This is a genomic window from Streptomyces sp. A01, assembly GCF_059026195.1.
In genome coordinates, this window is sequence record NZ_JBWLKN010000001.1 from 225081 (window position 1) to 240986 (window position 15906).

Here is a 15906-nt window from a genome sequence, read left to right on the forward strand (position 1 = left end):
GTCCTATTCCGTCTCCTCTTCACCCGTGCGGCAGCGCGATGCCCCGCACCACCGAGGCGGACCGCGCAGGGGGCAGCGCATGCGCAACGAAGGCATCGGCTCCTGGCCCGCGCGGCGGGCCCGGCGCACCCCGCACCGCACCGCGGTGGTGTGTGACGAGGAGCGGATCACGTACGGCGGTCTGTGCGGGCGCGCCTCCCGGCTCGCCCAGGTCCTGCGGGACAGCGGTGTGCGCAGGGGCGACCGGGTGGGATTCCTCGGCCCCAACCACCCCGACTTCCTGGCGTCCTTGTTCGCCACCGGTCTGCTGGGCGCGGTGTTCGTGCCGTTCAACACGCGGCTCGCGGCTCCGGAGCTCGCCTACCAGCTGGCGGACTGCGAGGCCCGGCTGCTGCTGCACGCGGGGCCCCGCCCGGTCCCGCCGACCGTCACCGGTGTGCCGCGGATCGAGGTGGGCGGAGCGGCGTACGACACGCCCACGGCCGGGCCGGCCGAGCCGCCCGCCGAGCCGGTGGCGCCGGACGACCCCTGCGTGATCCTCTACACCTCGGGCACGACCGGGCGCCCCAAGGGAGCCGTGCTGACCCACGCCAACCTCACCTGGAACGCGGTCAACGTCCTGGTCGACGAGGACCTGACGTCCGACGAGGTCGCCTTGGTCGCCGCACCGCTGTACCACGCCGCGGCGCTGGGCATGCAGGCCCTCCCGGTCCTGCTGAAGGGCGGCACCTGCGTGCTCATGGAATCCTTCGACGCGGGCGCGGCGCTCGCAGCGGTCGAACGGCATCGCGTCACGTCCATGTTCGGTGTGCCCACGATGCTCCGGCGGATCGCCGACCACCCCCGCTGGCACCGCGCCGACCTCTCCACCCTGCACACCGTCGTCTGCGGTGGCGCCCCGGTGCCCGCGTCCCTGGTGACCGCGTACGCGCGGCGGGGGCTCGTCCTGCGCCGGGGTTACGGCATGACGGAGGCGGCCCCCGGCGTCCTGCTGACACACGAGGGGCACACCGACGCCGGACCGGGCGCCGCCGGGGTGCCGCACCTGTTCACCGACGTACGCGTCGCGCGCCCCGGCCCCACCGGGACCGCCGCCGACGCCGCCACAGGGGAGACCGGCGAACTACTTGTGCGCGGTCCGAACGTCATGGCCGGGTACTGGAACCGGCCGGAGGAGACCGAGGCCGCGTTCGCGGACGGCTGGCTGCGTACGGGAGACGCGGCCCGCATCGACGCCGACGGCTGTGTGACCATCGTGGACCGCGTCAAGGAAGTGATCATTTCAGGCGGCGAGAACATCTACCCCTCCGAGGTCGAGCACGCGCTGCTGGCCCACCCCGGTGTCGCCGAGTGCGTGGTGGTCCCGGTGCCCGACACCGCCTGGGGCGAGGTCGGCCGCGCGGTCCTGGTGGCGGCACCCGGCGTGTCCCTCGACGCGGACGAGGTCCTCGCCTCCCTGGCCGGCCGACTGGCCGGGTACAAGATCCCCCGCTCCGCCGTGCTCGCGGCGGAACTTCCCCATACCGCTACGGGGAAGCCCGTGCGGCAACAGGTCAAGGAACGGTACGGCCGCGCTTGAGTGCTGGCTTGAGTACTGGGGGCATGGTGCCGGGCGCGGGTTCACCGGTGACTGTCGTCCACTCTCATCGGCCCTTATGCCCGTTGGCGCGCGTCCGGGCTTCCCAGACTGCTCAAGAGGTGCCCGCCCACAGGGCGAGGCCCGCCACCGTGTGGACGGAGCCCGCCCACACGGTGGCGGTCACCGGCCGGATTGGCTACGGAGGCGGCGCCTCAGGTGAGCCCGTTCCGGCTCGGTGCCCGCCAAGTCGAGCGCTTGCCGGTAGGCCGCCGCGGCCTCGGGGAACCGGCCGAGCCGGTGGAGCAGGTCAGCCCGGGCGGCCGGGTAGGGGTGGTAGCGGCGCAGTGACGGTTCGTCGGCCAGTGCGTCGAGCAGTGACAGGCCCGCCTGCGGGCCGTCGCGCATCGCCACGGCCACCGCTCGGTTCAGGCTGACGACGGGGGACGGGGTGAGCGCGAGCAGCACGTCGTAGAGCGCTACGATCTGCGGCCAGTCGGTGGTCGCGACATCGGTGGCCTCGTCGTGGAGAGCGGCGATCGCGGCCTGCACCCCGTACGGGCCGGGTGGCCCGCCGGTCAGCGCGGAGACCACGAGGCCGCGGCCTTCCTCGATCATCGTGCGGTCCCAGCGGCCGCGGTCCTGGTCATCGAGCAGTACGAGCTCACCGTCCGGGCCGGTCCTGGCATCCCGTCGGGCGTAGACCAGCAGCATCAGGGCGAGCAGCCCGGTGACCTCCCGCTCGGCGGGCATCAGCCGACGCGGTATCCGCGCCAGGCGGATGGCCTCTTCGGCGAGGTCGAGCCGTTGCAGCCGCGGGCCGGAGCTGGCCGCGTAACCCTCGGTGAAGATCGAATAGATGACCTGGAGCACTCCGGGCAGGCGCTCCGGCAACTCGTCGGTGCCGGGCACGCGGAACGGGATACGAGCCTGGCGGATCTTCTTCTTCGCCCGCACGATCCGCTGGGCCATCGTCGTGGACGGGACCAGAAATGCCCGCGCCACCTCGGGCGTTGTCAGACCGGCCAGGCAGCGCAGAGTCAGTGCCGCACGGTCCTCGGCCGCGAGAGCGGGATGGGCGCAGGTGAAGAACATCCGAAGCCGGTCGTCAGGCAAGTCGTCGTCGGCGTCCGCGGGCGGGGCGGGATCGGCACGGTCCGCCTCTACCTGGAGGACGGCGAGGCGGGCGGCGTATGCCTGGTCCCGCCGCAGGCGGTCGACGGCCCGGCGTCGCGCGGTGGTCAGCAGCCAGGCCCCGGGCTTGGCCGGCACCCCCTCGGCCGGCCAGTGCACCAGAGCGGCCTCGACGGCCTCGGAGGTGACCTCCTCGGCCAGGTCGAGATCACCGAAGCGGCGGACGAGGGAGGCGAGCAGCCGACCGCGTTCCTCACGGAACACCGCTTCCACCGACGACTCCGCGGACAACCGGCCGGACGACTCGATGGGCACGCCCGGCCCGGAGACTCCCTCGTCCGGCACGGTCAGACCCCGAACTCGGCGATCGGACGCACCACGACCGATCCGCTGCCGCGGGCGCCGGGACAGCGGGCGGCCCAGTCGAGCGCGACATCCAGGTCCGGCACGTCGATGACGTAGAACCCGCCGAGGACCTCCCGGCTCTCGGCGAACGGCCCGTCCGTGACGGTCCGCCTGCCATCCTGGCCGACCCGCACGGCCGTGGCGGTGACCAGATCGGCCAGGGACTCCCCGGAGACCCAGATTCCCGCGTCCTTCACCTCCTTGTCGTAGACCATCCAGTCCTCGACGCCGCACTCGGCGGCCGCGCCCTTCTCGTCGATCGCACCAGCGTTGATCAGCAGCATGTACTTCATGGTCCGACTCCTGTCAGGTCCTGATCTTTTCCTCGTGCGGCGGGTCGCCGTACACCATGACGACGATCGGGACGCGGCCAGATCGACACCCTCCCCGAACATCTTCTCCGAGACGAGGGCTCTCCCGGGATTCGTTGGCGAGCGGCCTTGGGGGCTGGGCCCGGACGTGGCCCAGTTCCGGCCCGCCTCATGGTGGTTGAGCGGACCGGGGGACAAGGCTCCGGCTGTCAGAGCTGTCAGAGCTGGCGGAGGTGGTCGCGCAGGATGCGGGCTATGTGGGCCATGAGGGCGTCGGCGCCGGGTTGGGTGCTGGCGGGAACGAGGGACTCGGTCAGGACGGCGATGGCGAAGGTCTGGCCGTCGGAGTGCTCGACGACTCCCATTTCGTGGCGGAGGTTGAGGAGGGTGCCGGTCTTTGAGGACCAGGTGGTGGCGTCGGAGCTGAAGTCAGGGGCGAGCCGGTGCCGGAGCACGTTGTGGGCCATGAGGCCGCGCACGCGCTCGGCCACTTCGGGGTGGATCTTCGAGGGGGTCCACAGGGCCTGGAGCAGTTCGACGCAGGCGCGTGCGCTGCCGGTGTTGGCGCGGGTGGTGTCGAGTTGGGGCACCCGGTGTCCGCGGCCGCTGGTGCCGGCGTCGATGGCGAGGGCGTGGGCGAGATGGGCCTGGGCGGCGCCGAAGCGTTCCACGGGGGTGTCGGACAGCTCATGCACACAGTGCCGGACGGTGAGGCCGCGGAGGCCGAGCTCTTGGAGGATGTCGGTGACCTGGGCGGGCGGGGTGAGGTCGAACAGGGCGTCGGCAGCTGTTCCGTCGCTCAGGCACGTACTCAGGTAGAGCAGATCGTCGACCGCTACCCGGGCGGGGTGGCGGAAGCGGCTCAGTCCGGTGGGGCCGGGCGTGGTGATCCGCCCGGGTGGCACGTCGAGCATCGTCGCTCCGTCGAGTTCGCCCCTTCGGATACGCTCCGCCGTCGCCAGCGCGAGCGGGACCTTGACCAGGGACGCGGCAGGCAGCTGGGTGTCCGGGTCGATCCCCAGTTCGTCCCCCGTGTGGAGATCCCGTACGAGCAGGCAGCCGTGCAGGCCGCCGTCGTGCAGCTGGCGGCGCATGTCGTGAAGCAGTGCCTCGGTGCTCACGCTCCGGTCCCTCCCGTGGTGGCTGCCGGGGCGTCCGCGTCGAGGCAGCGTGCGATGGCGTCGCCCAGGCGCGCCCGGATGTGCTCTGGATTGCCGTCCGCCGCGGCGGCGAGCGCGAATCCCCGGCTGAGCTTTATCTCGCCGACGGGACGCCAGCTCAGGGCCAGTTCCTCGGCCTGCGCGGGGGAGCACAGCAACAGGTCGCGTGTGCAGAGGACCTCTGCCGTGGCGGTCGTCAGGTCGGCCGCGGCGACGAGCTGTGCGGGCCGCAGACCAAGCGCGTCGCGCAGTCGCGTCAGCGGGTCACGGATGTGCGGTACGTCATCTTCCGGCTGGAGCCAGATGCGGCGGGCCGGGCCGGAGGAGGCCCGTCCGATCCGCAGCGTTTCGAGGTACAGGCGTTTCACTCCCGGATCTTGGGCACCGGCGAGCCCGAGCGGAACGGACCACATCGCCTCGCCCGCGGGCACCGCGAGCAAGGCGCCGCGCACCTGCTGCGCGTGGATGAGTTCCATGCGCTGCGCGGGCGCGGCCACACGGAGATCGAGCATGACACCCTGCCCGCGCGCCTCGGCGACGAGGCGGGCGAGACCGACCGTGGAGCATATGCCGGGCACAGCGAGCCGCCACGGCTTGCTCTTGGCGGCTTGCGCCTCATGCAGCAGCACATCGGCCGTCTGTACGAGCTGCCTGGCCGCCGGCAGCATGTCCCGGCCGAAGGGGGTGAGGACGGCCCGTCGTGAGGTGCGCTCGAACAGCTGCTCACCGAAGCGTTCCTCCAGGGCGGCGACGCGACGGCTGGCCACCGACTGGGACATCCGGGCGGCGGCCGCTCCGACGGTGAAACTGCCGCGCTCGCTGACGCTGACAAACGCGCGACATGCTCCCACGAGATCCACAGCCGAACCTTATGCCAGAACAGCATGAAACAGCGCATGCGCGTATTGGACCGCATGGCCGCCCGAGGGTGAGGGTGCTCCTGGCACTCATGACCACGCAGCGGGATGGAGCCGTGTCGCTCCCTCCCCGATGCGCCCTGCGTGCGGGGCAACCCCGGAGGTTTGGACCATGCAGTACACCCGTACCCGGCGCGCCGTTCTTGGCGCGCTCGCCACGCTCACCCTCGTCCCGCTCGTGGCCTGCGGCCAAGGCGACTCCTCGGATTCCTCGGGCTCCTCGTCCCCCTCTGCGGAGACGACGAAGCCGAGGGCGGCCGCGAAGCCGTTCACCGGCGAGTTCAAGAAGCTTGAGCGGAAGTTCGACGCGCGGCTGGGTGTCTACGCCGTCGACACCGGCACCGGGCGCGAGGTGGCCTACAACGATGGCGAGCGGTTCGCCTACGCGTCCACGTTCAAGGCGCTGGCCGCCGGTGCCGTGCTCCGAAAGTACTCCCTGAGCGGGATGGACCGGAGGATCACGTACTCCAAGGACGATTACATCGACCCCTCTCCGGTGACCGAGAAGCACGTCAAGACCGGGATGACCCTGGGCGAGCTGTGTGACGCCGCCGTCCGCTTCAGCGACAACACCGCGGCCAACCTCCTCCTGGACCAACTGGGCGGGCCCCGGGGCCTGAACGCCGTACTCGAAGAGACAGGCGACGAGGTCACCAAGATGGAGCGTCGCGAGCCGGAGCTGAGCCGATGGGCTCCAGGCGAAACGCATGACACGACCACGCCCCGGGCACTGGCCAAGGATCTGCGCGCGTTCGTGCTCGGGGACGTCCTCGGCAAGGGCGAACGCGCGCAGCTCGCGAAGTGGCTGCGAGGCAACGTCACCGGAGACGATCTCATCAAGGCCGGGATGCCCAAGGACTGGGTGGTCGGCGACAGGACCGGAACCGGCAGCGGCTATGGCGCCCGAAACGACATCGCCGTGGTGTGGCGCCCCGACGCCGCCCCCATCGTCGTGGCGATCATGTCGTACCGCAGCGAGAAGGACGACGAGCACGACGACAAACTGCTCGCGGAAGCGGCATCCGTGGTCGCCGACACGCTGTCGTAGTCACCGGCACGTTGCCGTGCTCGCCTACACGCTGCCGTAGCAGAAGCATGCGCCGCAGGTCGGCCGCCGGCAGGTCGGCAGGTCGGTGGATCGGTGGACCGAGTGGTGACCCGGCTGGGCGCGCGGCGCGGCGGCCCGGCGCGCCCAGGGTCCGGGGCCGGGTTCGGGCCCCGGGTCCCAAGCTCCGGGCCCAAGGCCCCGGGTCCCAAGCTCAGGGCCTCAAGTTCCGGGCCCAAGGCCCCGGTTCGGCAAGTGCCACGGGCCACCGTCGCCTCGCCCGCGACCAGCACCTTTCCCCACCGCTTCCCCAACGCTTCGCCCCGGCGGAGCGAGAAGCCATGACAAGGAGCACCTTGATGTCCGATGCCGAACACGTCACCAGCTACGGCCGCACGCCCGGCAGGAAAGCCCGCACGGCGGCCGCCGCGGTGGGACTGGCGGTCGCGCTCGTCGCGGGCGTGGCGTACGCCGCTGAGCTGGGCCCCTTCGAGCCGGGGCCCCCGAAACCCGATCCTGACGCGACGGCGCGGGCGCACGCCTTCCTGGCCGACTGGGCCGCAGGGCGCACAGCGCAGGCGGCAGCGCTCACCTCAAGCCCTGAGCAGGCGGAGCGCGTACTGCGCAACTTCACCGCCGGGCTCGACATCAGCAAGCCCACCCTGACCCCGGGCGCGGCCGATGCCGGGCCGGACGGCACCGTGACCGTCGCCTTCACCGCCAAGATGCCCGTCACCGAGCTGGGCACCTGGACCTACGCCTCGTCCCTGCCTCTGCGTAAGAAGGACAACGGTGCCTGGGAGGTGGACTGGACGCTGTCCCTCGTGCACCCGAAGCTGAGCAGCACGGAGAAGTTCCGCCTGGAGCGCGAGAACACCGCCTTGCCCAAGGTCACCGACCGCGACGGGGACACCTTGTCGGGCGTCGCGTACCCGTCCCTGAGCCCGGTCCTCACCCAGGTCACCGGGGGCGCAGGAGCCGGTCCGCGCGGTGCTGTCCAGCTCATCGACCGGGCCACCGGGAAGGTCAAGGGCACGGAAGCCACCTTCGGGAAGAAGTCCGGCCGCTCCACCGGCCAGCCCGTCGGTACGACCATCGACGCCACCTGGCAGTCCGCCGCCGAGAAGGCCATCGCCTCCAAGGCCGGCGGCAAGGACGCCGCACTCGTCGTGCTGCGGATCGACAACGGTGAGATTCTGGCCGTTGCCAACTCCCCGTCCTCCGGGTTCAATCGCGCCGTCTCCGGCACCTACGCGCCCGGCTCCACCTGGAAGATCGTCACCACCAGCGCTCTGCTGCTCAAGGACGCGGTCACGCCCGACACCGTCGTGGACTGCCCCAAGTACCTCACGGTGGGGAAGCAGTTCCACAACGTCGAGACCTCCGAATACCGCGGTGCGACCTTCCGGAAGGACTTCACGGAGTCCTGCAACACCGCGTTCATCAGCCTGCGCGGCAAGCTCGGTGACCGTGAACTGGGTGACGTCGCCGGTAAGTACTTCGGTGTCGGCCAGGAGTGGCGCGTCGGTATTCCCTCGTACGACGGGTCGGTACCGGCCCCCCGTGACCAGACCGAGAAGGCCGCGTCGATGATCGGTCAGGGCAGAGTGCAGGCCAACCCGCTGATCATGGCGTCCGTCACCGCGACCGCGGTGTCCGGCACGTTCCACCAGCCGACCCTCACACGCGGCCACAAGGACGCGACCACCACCACCCCGTTCCCGAAGAAGGTCGTCGCGCAGCTGCGCGAGATGATGCGCGCCACCGTCACCGACGGCACCGCCACCATCCTGGACGATCTGCCCGGCGGCGTCGGCGCCAAGACCGGCACCGCCGAGGTCTCCGAGAAGGCACCCAACAACGGCTGGATAGTCGCTCATCGCGGCAACATAGCCGTGGCCTGCGTCGTCGAGAAGGGCGTCACCGGCGGCGCCTCGGCGGGGCCCGTCGTCCGCGGTCTCCTGGCCGCCGTCCCCGCCGACCAGTCATGAACAGGACGCCGACATCGTCCCGGCGATGAACGATCACCGGCTCCGGGGCGTCCCTGGCGACGGCGGACCTCACGTGGCGGACCTCACGTACGGGCGCGTCGTCTACCCGCTACCCGCCGCAGGTCGCGGCCTCACGACGGCCCGCCCGCGGCGGGGCTGAGCCGGGTGCCCGTGCGCTCGACGGCCTGCCGGAAGTGCGGGCACCGCGTGACGTCCTCATGGTCGCAGTCCACGGCGCATTCGATGAGTTCGAGCGCGGAGTGGGCGGCGGCGATACGGGAACGCAGCGCGTCGGCTTCCCGCCGCAGGACGCTCCGGCGTGCCGAGGCGTCGGCGGTGGCGACCAGACAGCGGATGGTGTCCAAGGACAGGCCCGCTTCCTTGGCACGCAGGATCACGGCGACGCGGGTGAGGGAGTCGGCACCGTAGCGGCGTCGGCCGGCGGGGTCACGCGCGGGGTCCAGCAGGCCCACCGTCTCCCAGTGGCGCAGGACGTGGGTGGGCAGACCGAAGCGTCCCGCGACGGCGCCGATGCTCAGGGACTCGCTACGAGTGCTTGACTTCATCCCGACATTAAGTCCGAGCCTGGCGGACATGTCCAAGGAGAAGAACACCCCAAAGCCAGCGGATGACCTCATCGCCGCGCTCGACACGGCCGAACAGCTGCCCGTAGCACAGAACTTGCGGCACCGCTCGTACGAATTGCTCGGCAGCGGGCCAGGCGCGGCCGTGGTGGACGTGGGCTGCGGTGCGGGACGCGCCGTGGCCGAGCTGGCGGGCCGGGGCGTCAGGGCCATCGGGGTGGACCCGGACGAGCAGATGATCGCGGTGGCGCGCGGCCGGTGGCCCGAGGGGGACTTCCGGCGTGGCGAGGCGCGGGATCTGCCGCTGCCGGACGCCTCGGCGGACGGCTACCGCGCCGACAAGGTCTTCCACGAACTGGAAGCGCCTGACGCGGCGTTGGCGGAGGCCCGGCGCGTCCTGGCTCCGGGTGGGCGGATCGTCCTGGTCGGGCAGGACTGGGACACCTTCCTCATCGACTCCGACGAGCCCGCTCTCACCCGTACGATCGTGCACGCTCGCGCGGACCTGGTGGTCGGCCCCCGGACAGCGCGGCGCTACCGCAATCTGCTCCTGGACGCGGGATTCCAGGAGGTGGCGGTCGAGGTGCACACGGGGATCTTCACCGATGCGTCCCTGTTGCCCCTGCTGGTGAGGCTGGCAGAAGGGGCCTGTTCGGCCGGCGCTGTGGCGCGCGGGCAGGCGGACGCCTGGATCGCCGAGCAGCGCGCTCGCGCCGAAGCCGACCGGATGTTCCTGGCCCTGCCGATGTTCGTGGCCGCCGCTGTTCGTGGCCGCCGCCACCGCCCGGCGCTGAGACGGCTCACTCAGCCGTAACCGAGCATCACCCGCCCGCCCGGCCCCCGTTCTCCGGACAGCCCAGCGCGTGGCGCCGCGCACGGCGGTGCATGGGCCGGGCTTACGCCGTCTGCTCCGTCCCCGCCAGGCGTAGCCGGGTGCGGGGCGGCGCGGACGGGGGCAGGGTGGCGAGGATGTCCGCGAGGGTGACCCCGGCGAGGCTGTCCCGCCACGCCTCGTGCGCGTCGGCCATCTTCTCGGCGAGGACGCAGGTGCGGCGGCACTGATCGGCGGGTAGCGCTCCCCGTCCCTGCTGGCGGATCTCGCGGCATTCATACGGTGACGAGGCGCCGTCGACGGCCTCGACGATCTGCAGCAGGGTGATCTCTGAGGCGGCCCGCGCGAGCCGGAACCCTCCCCGTGGACCCGTGGTCGCGGCCAGCAGACCGGCCTTGACGAGCGACTTCAGCTGCTTGGCGAGATAGGGCGCAGGGAGGTCGTAGTACTGCGCGAGCTGCGTTGTCGACGCACTGGCTCCCGGATCGAGCTGTGCCAGCGTCGTGGCGCAGTGCAGGACCCATTCGGTGCTCACAGGCAGCTTCACGGCCCGAGCCTATCGCAGATATTACGGACCTTTTTTGTCCGTGATAGCGTCGCGGCGGGAGAAGGGGAGATCATCATGCGGATCGCAGTTGCCGGGGCGACCGGGAACATCGGGGCCCTCACCGTCGCCGCCCTGGAACAGGACGGGCACGACGTCGTACGCGTCAGCCGCTCGCTCGGCGTGGACCTGCTGACGGGGGACGGGCTCGACGACGCCCTGACCGGCGTCGAGGCGGTCATCGACGCCACCAACAGCATGGCGACCGACAAGGCCGAGGCGGTGGCGTACCTCGGCACCACCACGCGGAACCTCCTCGCCGCCGGGGAGCGGGCCGGTGTCCGTCACCATGTCCTGCTCTCGATCGCCGGGATGGATCGCGTCGAGGGCAATGCGCACTACGCCGGCAAGCGGGAACAGGAGCGCCTTGTCGCCGCGGGACCGCTGCCGTGGACGATCGTCCCGGCCGCGCAGTTCCACGACTTCGCCGCGATGGTGGCGAGCTGGACCGAGCAGGACGGTGTCGCCACGATCGCGCCGCTGCTCGTCCAGCCGATCGCGCCCGGGGACGTGGCCGACATCCTCGCCGAGATCGTGACCGGCGAGCCGCAGGGGCGGTACGTGGACGTCGTCGGTCCCGAACCGCAGGACCTGGTGGACATGGCCCGGCGCACCAACGAGGCGCGCGGCCGTACGGTGAAGCTCGTGCCGACGTGGTCGGCGGCGTTCGGCCCGTCGATGGCCGGGAACGTGCTGCTGCCGGGCGAGAGCGCACGCATCGCGCCGACCACCTTCGACGCGTGGCTCGCCGAACAGCGGTAGAACCACGGGGGCAGGCGGCCTCGCCGCCGCCCCGGCGCTGGTGCGATCGGGGCGGCGGCGGGCATCCGGCCGCGAGCGGCGGGCTTCGCCCATGAGCCGGACCGGGTGGCCCATGGCGGCTCGGCCTCCTGACCGGGCCGCCCGAGCCACCTGAGCCGCCCGGGGCGGTGGGCCTCGGGCGACTCGCGGCCTCGCGTCAGGGGCGGTGGAACTTCACCGTCTGGCCGTGGCGCTCGAACCAGCCGCGGAAGCCCCAGTTGATGTGGCCGCCGTCGCCGGTGTTGGTGAATTCACCGGACTCGGCGATCCACAGGCCGTAATAGATGTTGCCCCATTTGACGTTGGCGTAGAGCTTGATCCCGCCGAGGCGTTCCGCGTAGCCCTGGCTGAGGTTGAACACCATCACGTTGTGGCGTCCACCGGCCTGCGTGAACGCTCTGTTCACGGTCTCCTTGACGAAGTCCCCGCGGTTGCTGGTCCTGATGCCGCGGATGGCCTTGGCGATGCGTTCGCCGGAGCCGAGCTTGTCCGACGCCACGGAGACGTGGGGGATGGGCGCCGCCGCCAGGGCGGGCGCGGGGGCCGGGGCCGTGGTGGACGCCGGAGCGGATATCGGCGCGGGGGCGGGGCGTTCGGCCGCCTGGGCGGGGAGGGCGCCGACGGCGAGCAGGGAGAGCGTGGTCAGGGACAGGGCGGCGAGGCCGGTTTTGCTGGTCATGGCGGAGGATGTCCTCTCAGAGGTCGTCATCGGGCGAGGGCGAGGGCGCGCGGGCGTCACGGCTTGCGGAAGTCGACCGTGCCGCCGTCGCGGGTGAACCAGCCGCGGAACGCCCAGTTGATGAACCCGCCGTCGCCGTGGTTGGTGAACCTCCCCGACTCGAAGACCAAGATCCGGTACGTGCTGTGGTGCCCCTTGGCCTTGGCGTGGAAGACGACGCCCTTCACGGCCCAGCTGTGCTTGACGCTGTCGTTCATGACCACGACGTTGTAGCGCTCACCGGCTTGGTAGAAGGCCTCCTCCCGCAGGCTCTTCACATAGCCGCTGCGGTTCTGTTTGCGCTCGATGGCGTTCACGATGGTGTTGCGGATCGGCTTGGCGAGCGGCAGCACCGACGAGATGACCTGGACCTCGGCGCCCTTCGCCACCGCGGCACCGGGCCGCCCGGCATCTGCCGCCGACGCGGCGGGCGCCGGGGACGGCGCGGGCGCCGCGTTGGCCTGAACGGCGGGTACGAGAGTCGCGGCGAGGGCGGCGGAGCCCACAAGAAGGGAGGCTGAGCGCTTCCGAAGGAAGTTCATGGTGATGTCCTGTTCCCCGTGGTCGGTTACGTGTGCGGACGTGTCCCACCTTCGGCTCGACCGGTGCTCACATCCCAGGCTGTTCCGCCGCCCACTTCCTGCTCGGTCCGGTGTGCTTCCTGCTCACTCCTGCCCGTAGAGCTCCTGCCGCCAGAGGGCTTCGCAGAGCCGCTCGATTCCCCCGCTCAGATGCCTGCGGTACGTACTGAACGGCAGTCCGAGCCGCTCGGCCGCCACTTCCTGGGTGGGCGAGCCGTGCAGGAAGGTGGTGGCGAGCGCCCGGTGGCGCTTGTCGCCGCCGCGCTCCGTGAGCAGTTCCTCGATCGCCCGCGTGAGTACCTCGCGCAGACTGGTCCTCCGCCCGGCCACGAGCCGGCTGCGGCTGAGGGGGTTCGCCTCCAGTTCGTCCCGGCTGCGCAGCGCGCGCAGCCCCGCGCGTACGGCCGTGTCGAACTCCGTCCGTGCCAGGACGGTGAGTTCGGCCTCCTGCCGGGGGCTCTGCGGGCCCGACAGCATCTCGCGGGTCTTGAGCTCCAGCCACGGCCGGACCGGCTGGGCCCGCCAGTCGTGCGCGTACAGGGTGTACGGCCACGGGCCGACGGCGGGCGTCTGAGGGACCGGGAGCAGGTCGAAGTGCTCCATGTGGGCGTTCCAGTACTCCGCGTCCCGCATCACGATGAACGACCAGGCCAGTTCGTCGGCCCGGAAGATCTCGCCCATCGCCCGCCACTGCATCAGGTCCATGGGCGCTGAGGCACGCTGGTAGACCGGCGGGTACACCGAGAAGCGGGCGAGGGCGAGGTGCTCACCGGTGTGCAGCGGGGCCAGGGCCCTGGTGTGGTCCCACGCCGCGGCGACCACCGGGTCGATGTCGGCGCTGACCGGTTCGGTCAGCCGCAACCACGCGGAGAAGGCGACGAGTTCGCCGGTCTCCGTGGACCGGTAGACCCTGAACGCCTCCGGCTGCCGCTCCAGCCAGTATCGGGCGATCTTCACCGATGCCGGTCCCTCCGCCTGGAGGGTCAGCTCCAGCACCCGCTCGCGGTCGGCGTGTGCGCAGGGGGCTTCCTGGACGACGCCCTCGCCGCACCACGTATGGAAGTCCGACATGTAGCCGTTGTACCGGTACATGTACAGGAACGCGCCGACCGCGCGCAGCATCCCGGCGTCGGGTGCCGCCCTGACCTGCTCGAAGAGGTGGTCGTGGAGCCGGCGGTGCATCTCCTCGTACCCCTCAGGATCGCGCCACCGCAGGTCCGCCTCCAGTGCCTCCCGCACCACGTCGTGCGGGAACAGGCCGAGCCCGATGGCCTCGACGAAGGGCAGCCGGCGCAGCCAGCTGAACATCGGCCCGGCCGCCGCTTCGCTGAGCTGGGCCCGCAGCAGTGCCTCCGTGGTCACGTAGGCGTGTGCGCAGATCTCCAGCGCATGGCGGTGCAGCGGCGAGGGCACGTCGCCGACGAGCTGGGTCAGCAGTGTCTCGATCACGCCGCGGCTCGGGGACCAGTTCGCCGCCGCGGCCTCGTCCTCGACGGCGATTGCCGCCGCCAGGGCCAGCGCCAGCGGGTGCCCGCCGGTGAAGGCGAGCAGGGGATCGCGCGTGCGCTCGGGCACCCCCCGCGCGCGCAGGAACGCCACGGCGTCCTCGGGTGGGAGGTTGCGCAGAGCGCAGACCCGCAGCAGGTCGGACCATCCCGGATCGGTCGTCCAGCGGGGGTCGGGGGCCTCGCGGCCGGCGACCACCACGACCGTTCCCACCGGTAGCCGGGGCAGGAACCGGTCGCGCAACCACCCCTCCAGGCCCTGGCACCGCTCGAAGGTGTCGACCAGGAAGACAGACCCAGGCGCGGTGAACAGTGCCCGGGCCTCGGCCTCGAACCCCTCCGGCGTGGGCTGGACGGTCCGTCCGTCGACCTCGACGACGGTACGGCCCGCGCTCCGCGCCTCGCTCGCGAACCGGCGCAGCAGCATGGACTTGCCGATGCCGCCGGGGCCGTGCAGATACATCACCGCGAAGCTGCCGCTGCCGCCTTCCAACGCGGTGCGGAACAGGCCGAGTTCCGTCGCCCGGCCGGCGAAGCCCCGGTCTCGGGCCACGGTCAGCCGGCTCCCCAGTAAGCCGTGTGCTGAGCCGCCGGACGGGCCGCGTGCCATGTCATCCGCCGAGCCGTGCCCCGAGCCGGTCCCCAAGTCACCCGCCGAGCCGTCTCCCAGGTCGTTCGCCGAGTCGTTTCGCGAGCCGCCCGCTGGTCCCGGCGTGCTCATCGTGTTCGCGCCCATGGTCCCCTCCTTGCCCGTCCCCCCGGACGGATCGGTCCGATCCTGCGTCATCGGGACCGTGTACGCGCACTGGCGCGCGGAAGGGCGGCGGTAGACGCGGTGCGCGTGGCACGCGCCGTGGGGCGGAAGCCGGTGGGCGTGAGCGCGCGACCGGGTGGCGCGTCAGTGCGCGCCCCAGCCGCCGTCGATGGGGAGGGACGCCCCGGTGATGAAGCCGCTGTGCGGGCCGCAGAGCCACACGGCGGCCGCGGCCACCTCCTCGGGTTCGATCAGCCTCTTGATCGCGGAGCGGCCCAGCAGCACATCGGTGACCACCGTCTCGGGGGCGATGCCGTGCGCGGCGGCCTGCGTGGCGATCTGGCCCTCGACCATGGGCGTACGGACGTAGCCGGGGTTGAGGCAGTTGCTGGTCACTCCGTGCGCGGCTCCCTCGATGGCGGCGACCTTGCTCAGCCCCTCCAGGCCGTGCTTGGCGGCGACATACGCGGCCTTGAAGGCGCTGGCCCGCAGCCCGTGCACGCTGGAGATGTTCACCACCCGGCCCCAGCCGCCCGCGTACATGTGGGGCAGGCACTGGCGCAGCAGCAGGAACGGTGCGGTGACCATCACCTTCTGGATCAGCTCGAACCGGGCGGGCGGGAAGTCCTCAAGGGGGGCCACATGTTGCAGCCCGGCGCTGTTGACCAGGATGTCCACCGCGACCGGGAGTTCCTGGACGGCCTCGGCGTCGGAGAGGTCCACGGTGTGGGGGCGGCCATCGACGGCCGTGGCGGCGGCCTTGGCCGCCTCGGCGTCGAGGTCCACCACATGGACGAAGGCTCCGGCGTCGGCCAGCGCCTCGGCGCAGGCCCGTCCGATGCCGCTGCCGCCACCGGTCACCATGGCGGTCCGCCCTGCGAGGTCCACGCCATCGATGCCGTGCGCGAAGGCCCGGGGGGCCGCGTGAGATTGGCTCGTCATGGTCGGAAGGCTAGAGACGCCCGCCCGGACATCCCATGTTCACCGC

The 15906-nt window shown here is 71.6% G+C and carries 15 protein-coding genes; 5 read left to right on the plus strand and 10 right to left on the minus strand.

The window, feature by feature from the left end:
* The first annotated feature begins 79 nt into the window (after nt 1-79).
* Entirely contained in the window at nt 80-1579 is a 1500-nt protein-coding gene (locus tag AC5P1B_RS00745; protein WP_493884145.1) for an acyl-CoA synthetase, read from the plus strand.
* A gap of 180 nt (nt 1580-1759) precedes the next feature.
* Here the strand turns inward: AC5P1B_RS00745 and AC5P1B_RS00750 are convergent, their stop codons facing one another.
* The 4 genes from AC5P1B_RS00750 to AC5P1B_RS00765 all read right to left on the minus strand — a co-directional run bounded on the left by AC5P1B_RS00750 (nt 1760) and on the right by AC5P1B_RS00765 (nt 5446).
* A complete protein-coding gene (locus tag AC5P1B_RS00750) occupies nt 1760-3055 on the minus strand; it encodes an RNA polymerase sigma factor (RefSeq protein ID WP_493884146.1) in 1296 nt (431 codons plus the stop codon).
* Between the two features lie 2 nt (nt 3056-3057).
* On the minus strand, nt 3058-3408 hold the full coding sequence (locus AC5P1B_RS00755) for a YciI family protein (RefSeq protein WP_493884147.1): 351 nt from the start codon (nt 3406-3408) through the stop codon (nt 3058-3060).
* A gap of 236 nt (nt 3409-3644) precedes the next feature.
* Nucleotides 3645-4547: a serine hydrolase gene (locus AC5P1B_RS00760; RefSeq protein WP_493884148.1), complete on the minus strand. Its 903-nt coding sequence runs from the start codon at nt 4545-4547 to the stop codon at nt 3645-3647.
* On the minus strand, nt 4544-5446 hold the full coding sequence (locus tag AC5P1B_RS00765; protein ID WP_493884149.1) for a LysR family transcriptional regulator: 903 nt from the start codon (nt 5444-5446) through the stop codon (nt 4544-4546). The genes AC5P1B_RS00760 and AC5P1B_RS00765 overlap by 4 nt, the downstream gene beginning before the upstream one ends.
* 169 nt (nt 5447-5615) lie before the next feature.
* On the opposite strand from AC5P1B_RS00765, the gene bla reads away from it, so the two are divergent.
* Both bla and AC5P1B_RS00775 read left to right on the plus strand, forming a co-directional pair.
* Nucleotides 5616-6551, plus strand: a complete 936-nt coding sequence (bla, locus tag AC5P1B_RS00770; protein WP_493884150.1) for a class A beta-lactamase — start codon at nt 5616-5618, stop codon at nt 6549-6551.
* A gap of 356 nt (nt 6552-6907) precedes the next feature.
* Nucleotides 6908-8539 carry a penicillin-binding transpeptidase domain-containing protein gene (locus AC5P1B_RS00775; protein ID WP_493884151.1) on the plus strand — a complete coding sequence of 544 codons (1632 nt, stop codon included), beginning with the start codon at nt 6908-6910 and terminating at the stop codon, nt 8537-8539.
* A gap of 131 nt (nt 8540-8670) precedes the next feature.
* On the opposite strand, the gene AC5P1B_RS00780 is transcribed toward AC5P1B_RS00775, so the two are convergent.
* Nucleotides 8671-9105 (minus strand): MerR family transcriptional regulator, encoded by a 435-nt coding sequence (locus tag AC5P1B_RS00780; protein WP_493884152.1) that lies wholly within the window; start codon nt 9103-9105, stop codon nt 8671-8673.
* 28 nt (nt 9106-9133) lie between these two features.
* Here AC5P1B_RS00780 and AC5P1B_RS00785 point away from each other — a divergent pair, with 28 nt between their 5' ends.
* Nucleotides 9134-9937, plus strand: coding sequence for a methyltransferase domain-containing protein (locus AC5P1B_RS00785; RefSeq protein WP_493884153.1), 804 nt, complete (start codon nt 9134-9136; stop codon nt 9935-9937).
* Between the two features lie 82 nt (nt 9938-10019).
* Here AC5P1B_RS00785 and AC5P1B_RS00790 read toward each other — a convergent pair whose 3' ends face one another.
* Nucleotides 10020-10502 carry an RrF2 family transcriptional regulator gene (locus AC5P1B_RS00790; protein WP_493884154.1) on the minus strand — a complete coding sequence of 161 codons (483 nt, stop codon included), beginning with the start codon at nt 10500-10502 and terminating at the stop codon, nt 10020-10022.
* Between the two features lie 75 nt (nt 10503-10577).
* On the opposite strand from AC5P1B_RS00790, the gene AC5P1B_RS00795 reads away from it, so the two are divergent.
* A complete protein-coding gene (locus tag AC5P1B_RS00795) occupies nt 10578-11321 on the plus strand; it encodes an SDR family oxidoreductase (protein ID WP_493884155.1) in 744 nt (247 codons plus the stop codon).
* Nucleotides 11322-11517: 196 nt separating this feature from the next.
* Here AC5P1B_RS00795 and AC5P1B_RS00800 read toward each other — a convergent pair whose 3' ends face one another.
* The 4 genes from AC5P1B_RS00800 to AC5P1B_RS00815 all read right to left on the minus strand — a co-directional run bounded on the left by AC5P1B_RS00800 (nt 11518) and on the right by AC5P1B_RS00815 (nt 15860).
* Nucleotides 11518-12039: a stress protein gene (locus tag AC5P1B_RS00800; protein ID WP_493884156.1), complete on the minus strand. Its 522-nt coding sequence runs from the start codon at nt 12037-12039 to the stop codon at nt 11518-11520.
* Nucleotides 12040-12095: 56 nt separating this feature from the next.
* A complete protein-coding gene (locus tag AC5P1B_RS00805; RefSeq protein ID WP_493884157.1) occupies nt 12096-12620 on the minus strand; it encodes a stress protein in 525 nt (174 codons plus the stop codon).
* A 123-nt stretch (nt 12621-12743) separates the two neighbouring features.
* A complete protein-coding gene (locus AC5P1B_RS00810) occupies nt 12744-14900 on the minus strand; it encodes an ATP-binding protein (protein WP_493884158.1) in 2157 nt (718 codons plus the stop codon).
* A 162-nt stretch (nt 14901-15062) separates the two neighbouring features.
* Entirely contained in the window at nt 15063-15860 is a 798-nt protein-coding gene (locus AC5P1B_RS00815) for a 3-hydroxybutyrate dehydrogenase (protein ID WP_493884159.1), read from the minus strand.
* Nucleotides 15861-15906: the final 46 nt, after the last annotated feature.